Raw genomic sequence first — 21,162 nt, forward strand, 5'->3', positions numbered from 1 at the left:
GCATGCGCCAACGCGAACATTGTCACGAAGCTGACGATTTCTTTATGCGATGCCCTGCTACGATTTTGACAATCTCTTAGCGAAATCGCACTGGGAGGCGCGCGTGAAGAATATTGTCAGCCAGATTGTCGCATCCCCTGCCGGAGCCTTTGCTGTTCTGGCCTTCGCCGCTTTTCTTGAGGTCTCGGGCGACGCGTGTTTCCAAAGCGGGCTCTACCGGGCTTCAGGATCGACGCGCGCACTGTGGTTTCTGGCAGGAACTCTGGTGCTTGGAGCGTATGGACTCTTCGTGAACCTTCCGCAATGGGACTTCGGCAAACTGCTGGGGGTCTACGTCGTGCTGTTTTTTCTGATCGCGCAGATTGTGGCCAAGGTGCGATTTCATCAGGCTCCCACAACGCCGATCTGGGCCGGCGGAGCGTTGATCGTGGCCGGCGGCTTGGTGATTACGTTCTGGAAGGCCTAACAATCGCAGCAATCGACTTTCAATCGTTTCATACCGATTGCGGAGATTCTTCGATCCGCTCAGAGTGACGGAACTGTCTCGGCGCGATCCTGCGGAACATGGCGATAGGTGGGAGTAAAGCCAAGCCGGCGCGCCACATTCAATATCTTGTCGAATTGCAAGCTGATGGTTGCGCCGGCCTTCTGCGTAACCTCGTCCTCGATGGGAAGATCGAAGTCGTCCGCTCCGTAGAGCAGTCCTTCGAGAGCACGCTCATTCTGCGTCAGAACTGAAGTGCGGATGCGCGAAACGTTGTCGAGATAAATGCGGCTCAACGCCAGATGGCGCAGATATTCCTCGGTGCCGATCTCGATGCCGCCGATCTGCGTGAAATACGGCTTATAAGTCCAGCAGAGAAAGCTTGCAAGACCGTTAGTCTCATCCTGAAATTTGCGTGTGCGCTCCAGATGTTCGAGGCGTTCGTCGATCGATTCGTCGAAGCCGATGACCATGGTGGCGGTTGTACGCAGACCGGCATCGACGATAGCTCGCTGCGCTTCGAAATACTGCGCCACCGTGTACTTGAACTTGCTGTGGCGGCGGCGAAAATCTTCGGTGAGAATCTCCGAGCCTCCACCGGTAATCCAATGCACGCCGGCTTCTTTGAACTTCTGCGCTGCCGCGGCGTAATCGAGTTTCGCGTGATCGGCGAGATACATGAACTCGGCGATGGTGAGCGCATAGAACTCGAGGCTGTCGCCATAACGCGCGCGAATCGCAGAGAAGAGGTCGCAGTAATACTCCAGCGGAAGATGCGGATTGAATCCGCCGTTGAAGGCCGCGAGATCGCCGCCGAGCGCGAGCAATTCATCGAGCTTGGCGAAGACCTGCTCTTCGCTAAGAACGTATCCTTCAGGATTTCCCGGCAGCCGGTAAAACGCGCAGTAGTCGCATTGCGCCACGCATACGTTGGTGTAGTTCACAATGCGCATCACCATGTACGTGCATGCGGAGGGCGCATGAAAACGGGCGCGCACCTGCATGGCCAGATCGCGCAGCTCTGCATCGGAGGCGTTATGCCAGAGCCAGCGGGCTTCCTCCGAAGAGATGCGCTCGCGGTTCTGGATCTTCGACCTGATATCGTGCAGAGCGCCGCCTAGGGTGATCACGCTTCTATTCTAAAATAAGCCGCGGCGAGTACGCGGATCACCGAACGCTTCACGGTGATCGGAGCGCGTTCATTTCATCCTGCACGAGACGCGAGAAAAGCGGCAGCTCCCAGATCGAGCGGCGGAGAATGCTTTTCAGCGCCCTGCGCTCCACAGGATTGGCGCACCACCAGGTTGCAGCTCAACAGTACATCCCGCGCGGGAAACTCGGAATTCTCCAGACGGTCGAGCATGGTGGCCATGGCCACTTTGCCCAGATTCAAACACGGCTGATGCTGCGTGGTGAGAGGGATGGGCAGCAAGCTGGCGTACTTCACGTCGTCGATGCCGACGATGCGAATGTCCTCGGGGATGCGCCGGCCCAGCCTGATCAGCGTATGCATAAGGTTGGCCGCGGTGTGGTCGTTGGCGCACAGGAACGCATCCGGTTTGTGAGTGCGCAGCACGAAGCGAATGAGAGCGTCATCGCTGGGATCGGCGCGCGTGACGAAATTGCCCTCCTTGTAAAGGCCGTGGACCAAAAGCGCCTCGCGGTAGCCGGCGATGCGCGCGTCGACCGTCGACGCAGAGAGCGGCTTGCCGAAGAAAGCGATGCGCTTCGCCCCCAGCTTCGCCAGATGCTCAGTAGCGAGATACGCGGTGCGCCGGTTGTCGATGCCCACCAGATCGTAGCGGCTGCGCATGGGATAGGGAGCGAAGCAGCGGTCGAGCAGCACTACGGGAATCTTCGCCGCCTCGAGCGCAGCAATGATCCTCCTGTTCACCTCGTCCCGGACGGGCGTCAACTCAAGCGGAGCGAAGAAGACTCCCGAAACCCGCTGCGCGATGTAGCGATGGCAAAGCTCCTCGGCCAGCTCCGCTTTCTGCTCCGCCTGTGCGGCCGCGTTTCCCCACAACAGCGCGTGTTTGCTGGCCAGCGGAAAGTTCGCCATGCCCTGGCAGATGGGCTCGAAGATTTCCGTCTGCCCCAGCTCCGGTATCAGCAATCCGAAGAGCCGGTTCTCGTGAGCCGCCGACGAGGCCACATAGGTGCCCGATCCAACGCGGCGAACGACCAGCCCCAATTGCTGAAGTTCTTTGACGGCCTTGACGATGGTCATGCGCGAAACGCCGAAGCGCCTCACCAGCTCCGTCTCACTGGGCAAGCGAATGCCCTTCCGATACTCGCCGGAAAGGATGCTATTTTTGAGGCTCTCGAAGATGAGGCGATATTTAGGTTGATCGCCGTGGGCCGAGTCTTCAAGCGCCTGCCGGGTGCGCGTCATGCGGTTGACTGCAGCGTTCATAGGGGTCCTCACGCTGTGCCGCGGGGAGCGAAGAACCGCGCCAATTAGTTCCGATACTTATATACAGCTTGGCAGGGATTTGTATAGTTGATTCCTGTACCGATTCGACTGACAGCGTCTGCTGATGTCAGACTGGACCGCGTTTTGCTTTCCTATCGACCGTGGTTTAGAGTCGGTCGCACGCGAACAAATGCAATTGGGGCACCTCAAACCACGGCCATGACGCAGCGAATCGATGCCCATCATCACCTCTGGAGATATTCCACCGCGGAGTATGGCTGGATCGACGACACGATGCAGACGCTGCAGCGCGACTTTCTCGTCGAAGATCTCCGGAGAGAAATTACAACGGCAGGCGTGACGGGAACAATCGTCGTGCAGGCGCGGCAATCGCTTGAGGAGACGCATTGGCTCTTGTCTCTCGCCGCAGAGCACTCGATTCTTCGTGGCGTCGTGGGCTGGGCGCCGCTGGCAAGCGAAGATTTTCCCCGTCACCTGGAAGAACTGGCGGCGCATCCCAAGCTGAAGGGACTGCGCCACGTACTCCAAGGCGAAGCACAGGATGACTTCATGCTGCGAGAGGATTTCAATCGCGGCATCTCGGCATTGGCCGGCTCAGGATTGGTTTACGACATTCTGATTTACGAGCGGCATCTGCCCTTCGCCATCCAGTTTGTCGACCGGCATCCGAATCAGGTATTCGTGCTCGATCATCTGGCCAAGCCGTCGATCACGGAACGAAAGATGTCGCCATGGCGCGAGCAGATTCGGGAGCTAGCCGCGCGTCCGCACGTCCACTGCAAACTCAGCGGCATGGTGACGGAAGCGGACTGGAGCCGCTGGACGATCGACGATCTGCGCCCATACTTCGAGACCGCATTGGAGTGCTTTGGTCCATCGCGGCTGCTCGCAGGATCGGACTGGCCGGTTTGCACGCTGGCGAGCAGCTACAGCTGGTGGTGGAAGACATTAGCCGAGCTGGTATCGAAGCTGCCTGTCTCCGAGCAGGACAGCATTCTTGGCGGCAATGCGGTCAGTGTTTACAGGCTGAACGAGAGCGCTTCTTGACGATGCAAACGACCGAGGACATCTCGACGAGATGCCAGCACCGCGCTGCTCAGACTATGATGGCTTTCGACTAAAAAGATGAGCTAAGAGAACCGATGCCGATGTTGCCCGCTAGCTCCGCCGCTCCATCCACACCGGCCGCCAGGTCCGAGGCTCGGTTGTTGCCTCGCGGCTCCGTCATTCCATTTGTGCTGGTCACTGTGCTTTTTTTCCTCTGGGGCATTCCGAACAATGTGAATGACGTTCTCATTCGCCAGTTCATGAAATCGTTCGTGATTACTCGCTTCGAGGCTGGATTGGTGCAGTCCGCGTTTTATCTGGGTTATTTCCTGCTCGCCATGCCTGCCGCGCTGCTGATGCGCCGATGGGGATACAAATCGGGATTTCTGATTGGCCTAGCTCTCTTCAGCACGGGGACATTCTTGTTCTGGCCGGCGGCGGTCGCTGGACGCTACATCTTTTTTCTTATCGCCCTCTTCGTCATCGCCAGCGGACTGTCGTTTTTGGAGACGGCCGCCAATCCCTTCATCGCGCAGCTCGGAGATCCTGCCACGGCTGCTCGGCGTCTCAATTTAGCGCAGGCCTTCAATCCTCTGGGTGCGATCAGCGGCGTGTTCTTCGGCACGCTCTTCATCTTTTCCGGAGTGGAGCTGCAGCCGCATCAGGTCGCGGAGCTACAGGCACGGCACGCCTACGCGGCATATCTGCAATCGGAAACGATGCGCGTCGTGATCCCATATCTGGTTCTGGGAGTTCTTGCGCTGGTGATGCTGATTCTAATTGCCATCACCCGCTTTCCATCGTCGCTCACGCGAACCGAAAATGCCGAAGAAGCTCACGGGAGCCTTCGCGCGCTGTTTGGCTATCCTCATTTTCTGCTGGCCGTAGTTGCGCAGTTTCTTTACGTGGGCGCACAGGTCGGCACATGGAGCTACTTCATCCCCTACGTTCAGTCGTATGCGCATGAGCCGGAGAAGATGGCCGGCTATCTGCTCACCGGCTCGCTCGTGGCATTCGGCGTGGGACGCTTCAGCTCCGCGTGGTTGATGCAATATGTATCGCCCGCGAAACTGATGGCAGCATATTGCGCGATCAACGCAGTCCTTGTCGCGATCGGTGTGATCTTTCCCGGATGGGCCGGGCTGTGGGCGTTGCTGATCACCAGCTTCTTCATGTCCCTGATGTTCCCCACGATTTTCGTCCTCGGCCTGCGCGGCCTGGGCGAGAATACGAAGGTGGGAGGGTCGTTGCTGGTGATGGCGATTGTTGGCGGCGCAGTGCTGACCCCGATCATGGGTATGATCTCGGTGCGCTCCGGGAGCGTAGCTCTGGCTTATCTGGTGCCACTGCTCGCTTACATCTTCATCGGCTGTTATTCTTTCGCGGACCAGAAGCTCTTCTCGGCACACACGAGCGAGACCTCCGCATCGGCCGCCTGATCCTTATGCTGAAAACCGGAATCCTCAATCCAGCTATCAATTCCCTGCTCAGCCGCGTGCGGCACACCAACACGCTGGTGATCGCCGACCGTGGATTTCCCTTCTGGCCGCAGATCGAGACCATCGACATTTCGCTGATCGACGATGTTCCGCGCGTGCTCGATGTGCTGCATGCAATCCGAGCGAATTTTGTCGTCGGTAGAGCTTTCATGGCGGAGGAGTTCCGGCAGAAGAATTTCCCTGCAACCGTCGACAGCTTTCTCGGCGCGCTGCAAGGCGTTGAGGTGAGCTACGAGCCACATGTCGAGTTCAAACGCCGCGTGTCGCAGGCCATCGGATTGATCCGCACCGGCGACACGCTGCAGTACTCCAACATCATCCTCGAGTCCGCGTAAATCGCACTAATTAAGCCTCGCTCACGACTTCTTGCCTTGAATGAAGCTCTCCGGAGATCCATCTTCGGGATTCACGAAGATGATGTCCTTCGGGTTGCGCCGGGGCGTGTCGATGGCGAGGAAGACCACCGGCTCTTCGATGATGGTGGGCAGCGCGTGAACGGTGTTGCGCTTGAAGACGAGAAAATCTCCCGGTGCAAACTCGCCTCCGTTCTCGGCCTCGCCCATCCAAAAGGTGCCTCTTCCGGAGAGCACATAAAGATGCTCATCGGAGCCTGCGTGATAATGAGGCGGCGTTTCTCGATAGACGCGAAAGACGCGAGTGCTGGCCGTCTCTCCATCGGTCAGGTAGGTATCCAGCAGCAAGCTCTCAGCGTGATCTGGAAATGATTTGGCGATCTCAGGCAAATGAAAACGTTGGTAGCTCGATTGTTCCGCCATAATGCCTTTCTTCTTGCGATAAAGCCTGCAGAGTGTCCCTGCGTCGATAGGTAATAGATGCCGAACGAGCCTTTTGGTCGTTCAAAAAGTGATTCGGAGTCGAGCATACGAGGCAGACTTGACGGACCAACTGCACTAAAGGTGTACTGCTTGCTGAGACTACGCTTCGATGAAAGAGCCTCTCTAGAAATATGAAATACGTTCTTGCGCTGGATCAGGGAACAACAAGTTCGCGAGCGATTCTTTTCGGGCACGATGGCTCCATCGCTGGCGTGGCACAGCACGAATTCAAGCAAATTTATCCCGATGTAGGCTGGGTCGAGCACGATCCCTACGACATCCTCACATCGCAGTTAACTGCGGCCGTCGAGGTGTTGGGCAAAGCACGGGTGCGTCCTCGAGATACGGTCGCGCTCGGCATCACCAATCAGCGCGAGACAACAATTGTCTGGGAGCGCGAATCCGGCAAGCCGGTCTATAACGCGATCGTCTGGCAGGACCGGCGGGGCGCGCCGCTCTGCAAGGAACTTGCAGATGACGGCGCTGAAGATACGATCCGCAAAAAGACCGGCCTGCTGATCGATCCTTATTTCTCAGCGACGAAGATCGCGTGGATTCTCGACAATGTGAAAGGCGCACGCGCGCAAGCCGAGCAGGGCAAGCTGGCTTTCGGAACCGTCGACTCCTGGCTGATCTGGAATCTCACCAGCGGCAAGCGGCACGTCACGGACCGCACCAACGCCAGCCGCACCATGCTCTACAACATCGTCGAAGACGGCTGGGATAACGAGTTGCTGAAGCTGCTCAATATTCCGGAGAGCATGATGCCGGAGGTTCATTGGTCGAGCGAGGCGCTGGGCCAGGTGACGACCTCCCTCGGCCTCGGTGAAGTGGAGATCGCGGGCATCGCCGGAGACCAGCAGTCCGCGCTCTTCGGCCAGCTATGCGTTTCACCGGGCGATGCCAAGAACACCTACGGCACTGGCTGTTTTCTGCTGCAGCACATCGGCGACAAGTTCACGCTCTCCAACGAACGGCTGATTACGACGCTCGCCTGCAGCGTCGATAAGAAGCTTGAATACGCTCTCGAAGGCAGCATCTTCGTTGGCGGCGCGGTGGTACAGTGGCTGCGGGACAATATGCATTTCTTTCCGTCGTCGTCCGATGTTGAAAGCGTCGCCGCCTCGGTCGATAGTGCCGAGAACGTGGTCTTCGTTCCCGCATTTACCGGCCTGGGCGCGCCCCACTGGGATCCCTATGCGAGCGGATTGATCATTGGCCTGCAGCGCAGCACGCAGATGGGACACATCGCGCGTGCCGCGTTGGAGAGCATCGCGTTTCAGGTCACCGATGTGCTCCACGCGATGAACAAGGAAACGCAGCAGCCCTTCCGCGAGCTGCGCGTGGATGGCGGAGCGGCGGCGAACGACATGCTGATGCAATTCCAATCCGACTTGTTGCAACTGCCGGTGCGGCGTCCCGCGGTGCTGGAAACAACAGCGATGGGAGCAGCGTATCTGGCCGGACTCGCCGTGAACTTCTGGAGCAGCACTGAGGAGATTGCCAAGCTGCGGGGGCAGGATACGGTCTTCGAACCGAAGGCCGATCCCAAACAGATGGAAGCTCGCCAGTCGAAGTGGCAGGACGCTGTGAAGCGCGCAGGCGGCTGGAACAAGGAGAACGCATGAAACGCGAAGAGATGATCGCTCGCATCCGCGAGCGTCGCGATCCGTGGGACATCGTCGTGATCGGCGGCGGAGCAACCGGCGCGGGCGTGGCCGTCGATGCCGCATCGCGCGGGTTTTCTGTCGTGCTGCTGGAGCGCGAAGACTTCGCAAAGGCTACCTCCAGCCGCAGCACCAAGCTGGTGCATGGCGGCGTGCGCTATCTGGAACAAGGCAACGTCTCGCTGGTGATGGAGGCGCTCAAGGAACGCGGCATCCTGCGCCAGAATGCGCCTCACCTGGTGCATGACGTGCCCTTTGTCGTACCCAATTACTCCTGGTGGGAAGCGCCTTTCTACGGCATTGGGATGAAGATTTACGACCTGCTGGCCGGAAAATACGGCTTCGGCAAATCCAAGCTGCTTTCTCGCGAAGAGACGCTGGAGCGTCTGCCCACGCTGCGCCAGGATGGCCTTCGCGGCGGCGTGGTCTATCACGATGGGCAGTTCGACGACTCCCGCCTGCTGATCCACCTGATGGAGACGGCGGTCGATCACGGCGCGGTCGTGTTGAACTATGCTCCGGTCGTCGAGCTTCATAAGGATGACGAAGGCTTCCTCGACGGCGTCGCTGTAGTAGACAGTGAGACGTCGGAGCGCTTCCAGTTGCAGGCCCGCGTCGTAGTCAATGCAACAGGCATTTTTACCGACGAAGTGCGGCGCATGGCCGATGAGACGGCCACTACCATGGTCGCTCCGAGTCAAGGTATTCATCTGGTGCTCGACCGATCGTTTCTGCGCGGCAACACCGCAATCATGGTGCCGCACACCAGCGACGGCCGCGTGCTCTTCGCGATTCCCTGGCACGAGCATACGGTGGTAGGCACGACGGATACTCCGATCGAGCAAGCGTCCTATGAGCCGCTGCCGTTTGAGCAGGAGATCGAGTTCGTGCTCGAAACAGCGCGTGAATATCTGAGCCGTCCGCCGAAGCGGGAGGATGTTCTCAGCGTTTACGTTGGCATTCGCCCACTGGTGAAGGCGGCCGGATCGGATAGCCAAAAAACCTCGGCGCTGTCGCGCGACCACACCATCCACATCGACCCCTCGGGACTGCTCACCATCGTCGGCGGCAAGTGGACCACGTATCGCCACATGGCGGAAGACGCCGTAAACCATGCGGTCACGCTGGGTAAACTCGCGGATACACCATGCGCGACCGAGAACCTGCACATTCATGGCTACGAAGAGAATGTGAACATGGCGAAGAATCTCTGGGTCTACGGATCGGACGCAGAGAAGATTCGCGAGCTGGCCAGGTCATCGCCGGAGCTGGCCGAGCAGCTTCATCCCGATCTTCCCTACATAGCGGCAGAGATCGTATGGGCGGCGCGGTTTGAGATGGCGCGCACCGTCGAAGATGCGCTGGCGCGGCGCACACGAGCTCTCTTCCTGAATGCACACGCGGCCATCGCCATGGCGCCGAGGGCCGCTGCGCTATTGGCCGCGGAGCTAGGCAAGGACGATGCGTGGATAGCAGCAGAGGTGAAGAGCTTTCAAGCTCTCGCCGCACAGTACACCCTTCAAAAAACCGCTGTACGCGAGAGCAATCTCGTCGAGAACTGAGGAAATTTGGGAATGCGTTCTCCGATGCTTGGGGAGTTCATGGGCACGCTGGTCATGATTTTGCTGGGCGACGGCGTTGTGGCGGGAGTACTGCTGAAGCGCAGCAAGGCCGAGAACTCCGGTTGGCTGGTCATCACCACAGCCTGGGCCTTCGCGGTGCTCTGCGGCATCTTCACTGCGCTTCTCTTCGGCAGCAGCGATGCGCATCTGAATCCTGCGATCACCTTGGCGGCGGCGATCCAGCGCCACGATTTCTCCAAGCTGCTCCCGTATGCGGCAGCACAGATCGCTGGGGCTTTCTGCGGCGCGGTGCTGGTGTGGCTCTTTTACCTATCCCATTGGAGCATCACCGAGGACGCCGATGCGAAGCGCGGTGTCTTCTGCACCTCTCCGGCGATTCGCAATTACCCCGCAAACTTGTTCTCGGAATGCGTCGCGACCTTCGTGCTGGTACTGGTCATCGGCGCGATGAGCTCGAAGCTGGTTTTATCCAGCGGCGCGCCGGCCGGATTCGGCCCTTACCTGGTGAGCTGCCTGATTTGGGGCATCGGCCTTTCGTTAGGCGGCACGACCGGCTACGCACTCAATCCCGCTCGCGATCTTGGACCGCGCATCGCGCACGCGGTCCTTCCCATTGCCGGCAAGAGCCATTCTGATTGGGCTTACGCGTGGGTGCCGATTCTCGGACCCGCGATCGGAGCCAGCGCGGCTGGATTCGTTCTGTACCTCATCGGTGCTTAAACCGTCTTTATCCTATTCGTTTACCGGCGTGGTGATCGCTTCCGGAAGCTGAATCGTCGTCCTCTGCTGAATATTCTGCGATGAGTCCCCGAGCAGCACAGTGTAAGTCCCCGCGTCCGCGTGCCAGGAAGATGACTTCACGTCGTAGTAGCTGAAGCTGCGTGGATCGAGACGCAGCGCGACGTGCTTCGTCTCACCCGGCTGCAATTGGACCCGCTCAAACCCTTTGAGCTCCTTCTCCGGCCTTTCAATCGCCGCCTTCGCTTCCCCTGCCGCCTTGGCTTCTCCGACATAGACCTGAGCCACTGTCGCACCTGCGCGCTTCCCGGTATTTGTAACATCGAAGGTTACGTTATATCGGCCGTTCCCCGCAGCCTCCCTTTTCAGTCCGCTAAACGAAAAGGTGGTGTAGGAGAGGCCGAAGCCGAATGGAAATTGCGGCTCGACGTGGTTGTGCTCGTAGCCTCGGTAGCCCACGAAGATGCCTTCACGATAGACGACCTTGTTCGTGCCGGGATCGGGATAGTAATTGTTGTAGCTGGGATTGTCGGTGATCTTCTTCTCCCAGCTGATCGGCAGATGGCCGGAGGGATTGTCCTCCCCGAAGAGCAGGCGCGCCGCGGCGGTTCCGCCTTCTTCGCCCGCATACCAGGTCTCGAAGATGCCCTGCACTCGATCTTTCCACGCGGAAACATCGACGCTGCCGCCTGACGTGATCATGACGATGGTCTTCTTTCCGAGCGCCGCGATCTGCTGAATAAGTTGTTCTTGTCCCACAGGAAGTTCGAAGCTGCGGTCGCCGCCCTCCGATTCGGACGCGGCGTTGAAGCCGACGGCGAGGATCACGGCATCGGCTTGTGACGCCATTTGCAGCGCATCCTTCTCGACGATGGTATCGAGAGGAGCGATTCCCACCCGCATGCCGGAGACCGAACCCAGCTGCTGCGAGAGCTGCTCCAGAACTACCTTGTGCGGTGCTTTGCTGAGCTCCATCGTGGCCTGGTTCAGGATGAACTTGGGTACGACTGAGCTGTCGAAGACCACCGCATCGTCAACGAGCAGCCGATACTTTCCATCTGTCTGGACGAAGACGGCATACTTACCGGCTTCTTGCGGCGTATAGTAGCCAACCCACCGGCTGCTGGTAGTGGGGCGAGTGTAGGGATTCGTGCTCTTATGCGCGGTGAGTGCGTTGAGCTCCTGTTCCTCCGGCTCGCGACGTGTCGAACCTGCGGCCCACAATCCAGATTCGGTGGTCGTGCCGGTGACGCCTCCCTGGAGATCGGCCTTGGCGAAGGTGGTGTGCTCCACTCCCGCAGTCGTGCCCTGTGCATCGGTGGTGAAGTGAGTGAGGCGCGACATCTGGTTCACGCTATAGAGGCCGCGTGCATACAGCACATTGGTGCGCTCGCCGAGATAGTTGCTCACGCCTACGAGCAGGTTGGTATTCGCAAAGCTCACCACTTCTCCGCTGCCGCCGCCAGTGGTGATGGTCTGGGCCGCGGTCGGTCCGATGATCGCAATCGTCCTGATTGCATTCTTATCCAGCGGCAGGATGTGATTTTCATTTTTGAGCAGCACCGCGCCTTCGGTCGCACCCTGCATCGAAGCGGCGCGGCCCTCCAGATTGTAGCGCGGGATGTTGGTATCGAGCTGCGGACGGTCGAGCCAGCCGAAGGCCACGGCAACGCGCAGGATGCGGCGCACTTTGTCGTCAATGGTCGCTTCCGTGACGGTTCCATCTTTCAGAAGAGGAAGCAGCTTCTCGCGGTCAAAGTACACGCCGAAGGGCATCTCGAGATCGAGGCCTCCGTTCGCGTCTGCGGCGGTATCGTAGGTCGATACCCAATCGGACATCATGATGCCGGGAAAGTGCCACTGCCCTTTGGCCACATCGATATTCAGCTCGCGATTCTGCGTCATGTGCTCGCCGTTGGTCAGATTGTAGGAGTCCATGATGGCGCCAACCTTGGCTGTTTTCACTGCGGCTTCGAAGACCGGCATGTAGATCTCGCGCAGGGTCCGCTCGTCGATCACTGAATCCGTATCGTGGCGCAGATACTCGGAGTTATTTCCCAGGAAGTGCTTCACCGTCGCGGAGACGCCCTCCTGCTGCACGCCGCGGATGTAGCCGACCGCGATGCCGCTGGCCAGAAATGGATCTTCGCCGAAGTACTCGAAGTTGCGGCCATTCATCGGCGCGCGATAGATGTTCACTCCGGGACCGAGAATGAAAGCCGCGCCGCGCGAGCGCGCATCGCGCCCGAGTTGCTGACCAATGCGCAATGCCAGCGCGGGATCCCACGATGCGGCGAGGCCAATTCCTGCGGCGTAGGCAATGGTGGGTGCAGGGATGTGCGCACCTACGGGTCCATCCGCCATTTGAAAGTAGGGAATGCCGAGCCGCGGAATCGCGTGCGTGCGAAACGGCGTATCGCCCCCGATCAGATCGATCTTCTCCTCGATGGTCATTTTGGCGAGAAGATCGTCGACCCGCTTCTCGACCGCCTGAGGATCGCTAGCTGCGGGCTGCGCATGAGATGGAAGGCCGGCTAAGGCGAGGATTCCCACTGCCGCGAGGCTGCGGACGAAAAAGATCGAACGGCGCATGAACATAGGAACGGCTCCGGGCTTAGAAGAATGCGAAATTCTGGGAATGGATAGCCACTATACGGGACGCTTGATTTCCCGCACAAGTATACCGGCTGCGATTCTTGCCGGGCCGCGGCTACTGTCTGACCGAGCGGCGGGGAAGGATGATCGACATGCAGGTGCCGGAGCGGGAGGGCTCAGTACAGCTGCGCACCCGCAGGCGTCCTCCATGTTCGTGGACAATGGTCGAGGACAGCCAAAGCCCCACTCCGGAGCCTTTAAGCGCCTTTGTGGTAAAAAAGGCTTCGAAGATCCGCTTCCTGTTCTCGCTCGGAATTCCGAGGCCGCGATCGGCGATGGTGACGCGCACCTCCGGCTCCGCCGTTCTCTGACCGAGGCTGCTGGAAGAGATTCTGATCCTTATCTCTCCGCCTATGCTCGAAGCCTCGACCGCATTCCGCACCAGGTTGGAAAATACCTGCCGCAGCTGTGCCGGGAACCCCTGCACCAGCAGCTCGGAATCCCATTCTTTTCTGAGTTGAATCTGACGGTCGACGAGGGCTCGGTTGTTCAACGCCAGCACGTCATCGATGAGATCGGAGATACGAATATCCACCGGGGTGCTAGATTCGCGATGAAAAGACAAAATCTGTCTCGAGATGCGGGACACGCGTTCGAGTTCTTTGGCCGTGGCATTGATGTAAGTGCGCGCCGTCTCCGGCTTGTCGAGCGAATTCTGCAATAGGTATGTGAGGTTGGTGATCGCTTCCAGCGGATTGTTGATTTCGTGCGCAATCGTATGCGCCATGCGGCCGGTCGCCGCAAGCCTTTCGCTGGCGAGAAGCGCCTCTTCCGCCCGCTTCTGCGCGGTTGTCTCCGCGATAATGAGGATGCCTCCGGTGGCTTCGTCCTGAGAGACGATCTGATCCAGACTCAAGCGAAAGAAACGCGATCCGGCCTGTACTTCGCGGGGAAGGCGGACCCCTTCCTGTTGCAGATCGAGAGCGAAACAGCTGCGCACCAGATCCTCGAGAGAGGAATTCTCGATCTCTCCATAGGTGCGGTCCAAGAGCTCAACCATGGCGCGATTGCAACGCAGAATCGTGCCGGAGCGATCCAGGATGGCCACCCCCTCGCTCAACGCATCGAAAGTGGCCTGCCATTGCTTCGCCGCCGCTTCCGCCTGCGATTCGGCGCGATGCATGCGAACCAGCGATCGGACGGTCGCCACCAGCACCACGGGATCGGTGGGTTGGATAAGGTAGGCATCCGCGCCGCTCTCCAACGCATAGAGCTTGCTTTCGTTGCTTAGGAAAGACGCCGACAATTGGAGAACGGGGATGTGCCTGGTAAGGGAGTTGCCTTTGATCCTCCGGCACACTTCATATCCAAGGATGTCGGGAAGTTTGACGTCGAGAACAATGACGGCAGGCAGCTTCTTCGCGAGTTCCAACGCCTCTTTGCCGCTCGCGGCTTCGATGATGGTGAAACCTGCGCGAGCGAGAGCGTGAGTGGTGGTATATCGATTCGCCGCTCGATCATCGACAACCAGGACGGAAGTCGATTCCGATGTCACAGCCCTATTCCTGCACTGGCCAGAATCTCTTGCAGCCTGCTGGAATCTTCTCTACTGCTGAATTCGCGCTTCGCGTAAAAGACCGCGCCTAAGTTGGTGAGTTCGTCCATTTCCTGCGGTGTCAGTTCCTTCGATGTATGGACAATAACCGGGATTGTCGCGGTGTAGGAGTTGCGCCTCATCTCCCGAAGCACTTCAAGACCGGTGAGACCAGGCATGATTACATCCAGAAAAACACCAGTTAGGATGTGCTTCTCCATCATTTGGATGGCTTCGCGCCCATTCTGAGCTTCCACAACGTTATATCCAAGCCGGCTAAGCGCCTCGCCCAGGATGTAGCGGGTGACCTCGTCGTCATCGGCCAGCAGCACGGTATGGGCGGGCTCGCCCTCCAGCAGTTCCTTGAGCGTAATCGTCAGCTTGTACGGGGCGATTGGCTTGACCAAAAACCGGTCTGCCCCGGCTTCGAGAGCCGATTGTTCGTCGTCGACCACGCTGACTACGACAATCGGCCCATCGTACCCGCCGGCTTTCAACTCCTGGATATAGAAGAGGCAGTCCTCGCCGTCGAGAAATCGATCGAGGGCTACGGCGGCCGGCTTCAGGCTCCTCATTGCGACTCGGGCTTCGGGAATGTTCATCGCAAAGATAGGCCGATAATCGCTCGTCTTCAAAGATGACGCGTGGACGAAGCTGGTTTCAACGTTGTCTTCGACAAAAAGAATGATGGGTCCTTCCTCGGAAGACAACACTGCCTGAAGATCATTCACTGGCCGGGGGCCCGAACCGCCGTAGAGGATCGGCAAAGTCACCTGGAAGGTCGAGCCGATGCCGACTTCGCTTTGCACGCTGATGGTTCCGCCAAGCAGCTCCGCCAGCCGCTTCGAAAGCGGGAGACCAAGGCCGGTTCCCTTCACCTTGCTCTGAATCTCGCTGTCGATCTGGACGAATTCCTGGAAGATTTTTTCCTGATCTTCGGGAGCGATGCCGATGCCCGTATCCTCTACCCGGAAGACGATCGAACCGCCGCCTTCCGACTGGGCGGTGAGACGGACGTGACCACGGCGCGTGAACTTCAGGGCATTCGAGATGAGGTTGCGCAGAATCTGCGAGACCTTGCCTTCATCCGTGTAGAGAGAAGGCAGGTTGGGCTCAGCCTCAAAGATCAGCTCCAGACTGTTGCCGGTCAACAGCGGCTTGAGAGCGCCGCGCAGGGCGCCGAAGAGATCCTGAACCTCGAAGTTTTTGGTCCGGATATCGGTCTTTCCCGCCTCTACTTTGGCCAGATCGAGCAGGTCGTCGACCAGTTCGGAGAGATCGGCCGCCGATCGCTGGATGAAGCCTACCTGCTTCTCCTGCTCCGTCGAGAGATCGCCGTCCGAACGGCTCATCAACATCCGGCATAGAGAGGTGATGGAATTGAGCGGGGTCCGGAATTCGTGCGAGAGATTGGAGAGAAAGCTGGTCTTGAGATCGGAGACGCGGCGCAGATCGTCCGCATTCTGGTCCAGCTCCGCGTAAAGCGCAACGACGCCGCGATTGGTGTCTTCGAGCTCACGGTTGAGCTCGGCGAGCTGGTCCTGTTTTTCGCGGAGTTCGGCCAGGGTGCGGAGAAGCTCCTGATTCTGGCGTTCCACTTCATCGAAGGGATCGATCGCGCCGCTTCTCGACAGCTCCTCGACAATTTTCCGGATGCGGACTTCATCGACTGCAGGAGCGGTGTTCGGCAGCAGCTTCCCTGCCTCGACCCTGGTCCCCGCCGCCGAGGAGGTGATGTCGAAGGAGTCCATCAACCGCTTGGTGCCGACGATTCCCTTTCCCAGCCCGGTCCGCGAGACATACCTGCCGTCCAGAACCTCTGCGAGGTTGGCAATCCCCGGTCCGGAATCGGATACGGAGATGACAAAGAGCGGGTGCGGCTGTTTCCGGACAAGAAATTCGACGACCCCATCGGTCGCGTAGCGGAAGGCGTTGCGCGCCAACTCGGAGGCGGCGGTCGCCAGGCGGATCTGTTCCTGGTGCTCAAAGCCTAAAAGGGCGGCAATGTCCCGGGCTCGTTGTCGCGCATGCACAACGTGCCGTTCATGGCGCAAGCGTAACGTAAAGATCGAAAGGGCCCGCAAGTCGTTCATTTTACTTCACTTGTTTGATACAAAGAGATATTAAAGCTAGATCCCGGAGATCAGGACGGTGGCGTCATCACGCTTTCTGCAATAGTCCCGAAAGAGGACTCCTGCCAGAAGCGCGGGATGCCGCGAGGTCAGCCCCGGATATTGTTCTACATTCCACCGGGTGCCAAGTCCATCGGAATGCATGATTAATGCGGATCCTGGCTCCCAGGGGTAGGAGAATTGCTGAATTTTTCCGATGACGTGCCCGACGGTCCCGTTCATCGACACCATGCTTCTCGTCTTACCGCCAAAACTAACTGCCCCGGCAATGTTGCCAGCTCCAGCGTAATTCAGGATTCGCCTTTGAGGAAAAACTTCGGCGATGGAAACCGCGGCTCCGCGCGTTTTGGTCAGAGCTCCGTGAATCTCGTTCAGTATCCGATCGGGAGACTGCGGTGCGAACTGGCGGAAGACACGCACCGCCTCCTCAGAAGCCTCGGAAGCCAGCGGGCCGTGTCCAAGACCGTCAGCCACAATATAGATGCTGCGCTCCGGAGTGTGTACCGCGCCCCAGGCGTCTCCGCAGACAGATTCGCCCGGGATAGGGGTGGAGATGGCTCCGAGCCGATAGGGACGGGTCTCGCTCTCCGTGTCTTGTCCGGTTCGGAGCACGCGGGCAAAAACAGCGGTCCCATTTCCCGGTACGGAGTAAATCTGGTAGCTGCCTGACAACCTGGCGATGGCGCCGAGGCCATTGCCGGGGGTGCCGGCCGTCGAATATCCGTCCTGCATGGCAGAGGACAGGTTTTCGATACCCTTTCCCTTATCCAGGGCCAGCATATCGATTCCCGTCTTGCCCTCGTAGCTCCACGGGGTGAGCACGATCTCACCGCTTCCGGCGTGTTTCGCAATATTGCGGGCTGCTTCGGTGACCACGATGTTCAGCTGTCCCTGGCGCAACTCGTCGAAGCCCGTGGCGATGGCCAGCGAGAGCGCCTGCCGGCGCGCGTCGCCGGCCTGGCTGAAATCGTTCGCGGTGATGGGAATAACTCGGCTGGGAGACGGCATTACTTCCATCGGATGGCAGTAATGCTGGTGCCGACGCCTGGCTTGCTGTCGATTTCGAATTCATTCATGAGACGCTTGCTCCCGCTCAGGCCCAGCCCCATTCCCTGACCGGTGCTGTATCCATCCTTCAGCGCCTGGGCAATGTCGGCAATGCCGGGCCCCTGATCGGAAAAGCAAAGCTGGATTCCCTGTCGCGCGCCGTTTACGACCAGCGACAGCTCCATCTTTCCGCCGCCGCCATGCTCGAGCGTGTTCCGCCCCAGCTCGCTGGCAGCGGTAATGATTTTCGTCTGCTCCACGAGACTGAACTTCATGTCGGTCGTCCAGGCTCGGACGCGCTGCCGTACTACCACCACGTCAGACGAACTCTGGATGGGGACCGTTTCAGTCTTCTGTACTGTCCCCGTCGTCCTCATCGCTCTCCTCGTGGCCCGTTACTGTTTCCCGCAGATACTCCATGCCGGATTCGACATTGAGGGCGGTGCGAATCCCTGGCAGAGACATACCCAACTCCACCAGCGTGATCGCTACGGCCGGCTGCATGCCTACCACAACCGTCTCGGCGTCGAGAACCTTGGCCATCGACGCAATGTTGGCCAGCGTGCGCCCGATGAAGGAATCGACGATCTCCAGCGAAGAGATATCGATCAGCACTCCCTTGGCATTCACTTCTGTGATGCGGTTGGTAAGGTCATCCTGCAGGGTGAGCGCCAGCTTATCGTGCATGTCGACCTGGATGGTGACCAGCAAGTAGTTTCCCATCCGTAAAATCGGTATGCGTTCCATCAGACCCCCCGCGGCGCCGCTGCAACGGAGCCGTTGGCCTTGTCGGCACGCGTCACCTTGCGGCCGCTGCGCTCGAGCGCCAGGCGAAAGGCGTCGGAGAGCTTGGCCTTGGTGATGACGTCTTCCAGGTTGATGCCGAGATGCACGATGGTCTGCGCAATCTGCGGCCGGATGCCGCTGATGATGCACTCCGCGCCCATCAGCCGGGCAGCGGTAATGGTCTTGAGCAGATGCTGCGCCACCAGGGTATCGACGGTCGGCACGCCGGTAATGTCGATGATGGCGAACCGCGAATTGGTCTGCACGATGGCCTGCAGCAGGGACTCCATCACCACCTGCGTGCGCGCGCTGTCCAGCGTGCCGATCAGCGGCAATGCCACGATGCCATCCCAGAGCGTGACTACCGGGGTGGAGAGCTCCAGCATCTCTTCCTGCTGGCGCGCGATCACCTGGTCGCGGCCGTGAATGTAGCTGTCGGTGGTATAGAGCGCCAGCTTGTCGACAAAGTCGTTCGCCACTGAAACTTCGACGAAGAGATCGTTGGCATCCTTGCTCCAGTTTTGACGGGCAAGAGCAAACAATGTCGGCTTGAGCGACAGGACGAAGATTGCCGTCTCCGACGGCGTAAAACCCGCGGTAGCACGGGAGATCGACAGGGCCGCGAGCATCTCCTTCAGCGGCTGCCACCCGGCGCTGCCAAAGTCCTCAAGGGTGGTGCCGGCTGGAACAGAATCGATGACCGAAAATATCTCCGAGGCCTCGGACTCCAATTCCCGATCGCTGATGAGATCCCGGCGCCTGACCGCCTGCCTGAGACGCTGCACCCAATCCTGCAGCACCCATTCGCGATTCTGCTGAATCGCACTTAACAGCTTGCTCATTGTTTCTCCTTGTTTGAAGCAGGCAGGTCTGTCTACGCCCTAAGGTCGAAGCCCGATTGTAACAAAATCCATACACCTTCGATCCATGCCTATTGGCCTCGCGTGAGGGAGGTTTCAGTTCCAATCGAGAGACGAGAAGGCATGGCGGCCGTGATGGGCTATGCCTTTGAGGCTAGAGCCTGTTATGCCCTTTTGGACAGCGTCGCCGGGAGCCAATTTTTCTGGATTCTAGGAGTAAGGAGCGACGAATATCGGGAATCTTCGAGCGACGAGGGACAACGAAGCCGGGCCCTGGAAATGGAAAACGGGTGTCCCCGGCCCTTCGGGTCGCGGCGCAAAGTGGTCCATACTTCGTTGTCGCCCTCGGCGGTGGACCCGCCACAGCCTTCGGACTCCGCCTCGTCTGGACCGCTTTTCGCTCGCAACGACAAATGCCCAAAAGGGCATAACAGGCTCTAGATGAACCCGAGATTGCTGGCCGTGAAATTGCCGATGGTTGGGAACACAGTTGGCAGCTGGGCTGCGCTCACCCCGAACCACTGCGCGAGCGTGGCGGCATACTGCGAGGAGCCGGTGGTCGGCACCCAGCGCCCGTTGGAACCGGAATCGTCGGGACCGCCCAGCGCTAGGGTCGGAAACGTACCGTACATCTGGCCGCCTTTGACCGCACCGCCCATTACGATGTGGTGAGCACCCCAGGCATGGTCGGTGCCGGTGTTCGAATTCGGCTGGAAGGTTCGGTTGAAGTCGGACATGGTGAAGGTGGTCACATTGCTCGCGATATTCATCTCTTGCGTCGCCTGATAGAACGCCGCCAGAGCCGCGCTCACATTGGCAAGAAGGCCGTTTTGCTGCGCGAGCTGGTTGGCGTGAGTATCGAAGCTGCCGACGCTGGTAAAGAATATCTGGCGATTGACGCCAAGCGCCGACTGCACCTGCATGAGCTGTGCAACCTGCTTCAACTGCGATGCCAGGGCGTTGCCGCCCGGGAAAACAGTCTGGAGCGGAGTGACCGAGCTGGTGGCGGCGGTGAGAATCTTCGAGTAGTTATAGGCATTCGTCGTAATCTGATCGTCGGCCTGGATCAGAGTCAGGCCGGTGTCGAAGGTCAGCAGCGCCTGTGCCGCCTCCAGCTGCGACCCGCACTCATTCGAACCCTCCGAGCAGCTGGCATTGCCCAGGTTCCCGGCATTGACCGAAACCGGGGACGTGCTTTGGCCGTTGCAGAAGACGGTATCGCCCGCCACCGACGTAATCATCGGGATCGAAGCGCTGGGGTTGGAGCTGGGCGTTAACAGGTCCGCAATGCGCCCGGCCCATCCGGTCGGAGTCGTCGAAGTTTGAGAGGCGTTCTGCCACTCGAGCTGCTGATCGGCATGCGAGAAGAGGTTCACGGGCAGAGATTGGTTGGCCATGAACTGCGCCCGCGTGGTGGGCTCGACCAATGTCCCGACATTCGCCACGATAGCTGCATTCTGGCTGTTGAACAGAGTCTGGATTTCGGGAAGGTTAGGGTTGAGAGCGAAGTTGGGCAGCGGCGTCAGCGGGAGCAGCTGGTTCTGCGCAATGGCCAGCGAGCCACGGATGCTGGAGTAATTGCCATAGCCGGTCGCGTCGAAGGGAACGACCATGTTGTTGGCGTCGTTGCCGCCGAACAAGAACACACACACCAGCGCCTTGTAGTCGGTCGCGCTCTGCGCCATCGCATTCAGGGCTCCGAACGGCCGCAATGCCGCCATACTTCCGGCCGCAGCCAGCGAGGCGCACTTGATAAAACTCCGTCGATTCGCGCGCATGGAATACTCCTTATTCGTACTCAATCTTGTTATTAAGATTTAACGACCAAGCTTGTTACTGGGATTGAATGACTAATTT

18 protein-coding genes are annotated in these 21,162 nt (G+C 59.1%); 7 read left to right on the plus strand and 11 right to left on the minus strand.

The annotated features are described in order from the left end of the window. Window positions 1–103 precede the first annotated feature (103 nt). Window positions 104–466, plus strand: coding sequence for a hypothetical protein (locus tag XX99_RS25925; protein ID WP_197081951.1), 363 nt, complete (start codon window positions 104–106; stop codon window positions 464–466). 59 nt (window positions 467–525) lie between these two features. Here the strand turns inward: XX99_RS25925 and XX99_RS25930 are convergent, their stop codons facing one another. Together XX99_RS25930 and XX99_RS25935 are read right to left on the minus strand one after the other, a co-directional pair. Continuing rightward, window positions 526–1,614 (minus strand): radical SAM protein, encoded by a 1,089-nt coding sequence (locus tag XX99_RS25930; RefSeq protein WP_050062288.1) that lies wholly within the window; start codon window positions 1,612–1,614, stop codon window positions 526–528. 74 nt (window positions 1,615–1,688) lie between these two features. Next, window positions 1,689–2,900 (minus strand): substrate-binding domain-containing protein, encoded by a 1,212-nt coding sequence (locus tag XX99_RS25935; protein WP_082125977.1) that lies wholly within the window; start codon window positions 2,898–2,900, stop codon window positions 1,689–1,691. Window positions 2,901–3,119: 219 nt separating this feature from the next. Here XX99_RS25935 and XX99_RS25940 point away from each other — a divergent pair, with 219 nt between their 5' ends. From XX99_RS25940 to rbsD, 3 genes are all read left to right on the plus strand, one after another. Further along, window positions 3,120–3,968 carry an amidohydrolase family protein gene (locus tag XX99_RS25940; protein ID WP_050062289.1) on the plus strand — a complete coding sequence of 283 codons (849 nt, stop codon included), beginning with the start codon at window positions 3,120–3,122 and terminating at the stop codon, window positions 3,966–3,968. Between the two features lie 95 nt (window positions 3,969–4,063). Continuing rightward, entirely contained in the window at window positions 4,064–5,407 is a 1,344-nt protein-coding gene (gene fucP, locus XX99_RS25945; RefSeq protein ID WP_231581626.1) for an L-fucose:H+ symporter permease, read from the plus strand. Between the two features lie 5 nt (window positions 5,408–5,412). Then, window positions 5,413–5,802: a D-ribose pyranase gene (gene rbsD / locus XX99_RS25950; protein ID WP_050062290.1), complete on the plus strand. Its 390-nt coding sequence runs from the start codon at window positions 5,413–5,415 to the stop codon at window positions 5,800–5,802. Between the two features lie 21 nt (window positions 5,803–5,823). Here rbsD and XX99_RS25955 read toward each other — a convergent pair whose 3' ends face one another. Next, the gene (locus tag XX99_RS25955) at window positions 5,824–6,243 is read right to left on the minus strand and encodes a cupin domain-containing protein (RefSeq protein WP_050062291.1); all 420 of its coding nucleotides are present in this window, start codon (window positions 6,241–6,243) and stop codon (window positions 5,824–5,826) included. A gap of 191 nt (window positions 6,244–6,434) precedes the next feature. Here XX99_RS25955 and glpK point away from each other — a divergent pair, with 191 nt between their 5' ends. The 3 genes from glpK to XX99_RS25970 are packed head-to-tail and all read left to right on the plus strand — an operon-like array spanning window position 6,435 to window position 10,273. Then, window positions 6,435–7,931 carry a glycerol kinase GlpK gene (glpK, locus tag XX99_RS25960; protein ID WP_050062292.1) on the plus strand — a complete coding sequence of 499 codons (1,497 nt, stop codon included), beginning with the start codon at window positions 6,435–6,437 and terminating at the stop codon, window positions 7,929–7,931. Then, on the plus strand, window positions 7,928–9,532 hold the full coding sequence (locus XX99_RS25965; RefSeq protein WP_050062293.1) for a glycerol-3-phosphate dehydrogenase/oxidase: 1,605 nt from the start codon (window positions 7,928–7,930) through the stop codon (window positions 9,530–9,532). The genes glpK and XX99_RS25965 overlap by 4 nt, the downstream gene beginning before the upstream one ends. 12 nt (window positions 9,533–9,544) lie before the next feature. Next, entirely contained in the window at window positions 9,545–10,273 is a 729-nt protein-coding gene (locus XX99_RS25970; protein ID WP_050062294.1) for an MIP/aquaporin family protein, read from the plus strand. 12 nt (window positions 10,274–10,285) lie between these two features. On the opposite strand, the gene XX99_RS25975 is transcribed toward XX99_RS25970, so the two are convergent. The 8 genes from XX99_RS25975 to XX99_RS26015 form a co-directional block, all read right to left on the minus strand. Next, entirely contained in the window at window positions 10,286–12,883 is a 2,598-nt protein-coding gene (locus XX99_RS25975) for a beta-glucosidase (RefSeq protein WP_184084630.1), read from the minus strand. A 118-nt stretch (window positions 12,884–13,001) separates the two neighbouring features. Continuing rightward, on the minus strand, window positions 13,002–14,441 hold the full coding sequence (locus XX99_RS25980; protein WP_050062296.1) for an ATP-binding response regulator: 1,440 nt from the start codon (window positions 14,439–14,441) through the stop codon (window positions 13,002–13,004). After that, window positions 14,438–16,573 carry an ATP-binding protein gene (locus tag XX99_RS25985; RefSeq protein ID WP_050062297.1) on the minus strand — a complete coding sequence of 712 codons (2,136 nt, stop codon included), beginning with the start codon at window positions 16,571–16,573 and terminating at the stop codon, window positions 14,438–14,440. Before XX99_RS25985 ends, XX99_RS25980 begins: the two co-directional genes overlap by 4 nt. Window positions 16,574–16,609: 36 nt before the next feature. Then, complete coding sequence (locus XX99_RS25990; protein ID WP_231581627.1) at window positions 16,610–17,620, minus strand: ATP-binding SpoIIE family protein phosphatase; 1,011 nt, start codon at window positions 17,618–17,620, stop codon at window positions 16,610–16,612. Continuing rightward, window positions 17,620–18,036 (minus strand): anti-sigma regulatory factor, encoded by a 417-nt coding sequence (locus XX99_RS25995; protein WP_050062299.1) that lies wholly within the window; start codon window positions 18,034–18,036, stop codon window positions 17,620–17,622. Before XX99_RS25995 ends, XX99_RS25990 begins: the two co-directional genes overlap by 1 nt. Further along, window positions 18,005–18,382, minus strand: coding sequence for an STAS domain-containing protein (locus XX99_RS26000; RefSeq protein WP_231581628.1), 378 nt, complete (start codon window positions 18,380–18,382; stop codon window positions 18,005–18,007). Before XX99_RS26000 ends, XX99_RS25995 begins: the two co-directional genes overlap by 32 nt. Window positions 18,383–18,405: 23 nt before the next feature. After that, the gene (locus tag XX99_RS26005; protein ID WP_050062301.1) at window positions 18,406–19,287 is read right to left on the minus strand and encodes an STAS domain-containing protein; all 882 of its coding nucleotides are present in this window, start codon (window positions 19,285–19,287) and stop codon (window positions 18,406–18,408) included. Between the two features lie 455 nt (window positions 19,288–19,742). Next, window positions 19,743–21,083: a DUF1501 domain-containing protein gene (locus tag XX99_RS26015; protein ID WP_050062303.1), complete on the minus strand. Its 1,341-nt coding sequence runs from the start codon at window positions 21,081–21,083 to the stop codon at window positions 19,743–19,745. Window positions 21,084–21,162: the final 79 nt, after the last annotated feature.

The organism is Silvibacterium bohemicum (assembly GCF_001006305.1).
GTDB classification, from domain to species: domain Bacteria; phylum Acidobacteriota; class Terriglobia; order Terriglobales; family Acidobacteriaceae; genus Silvibacterium; species Silvibacterium bohemicum.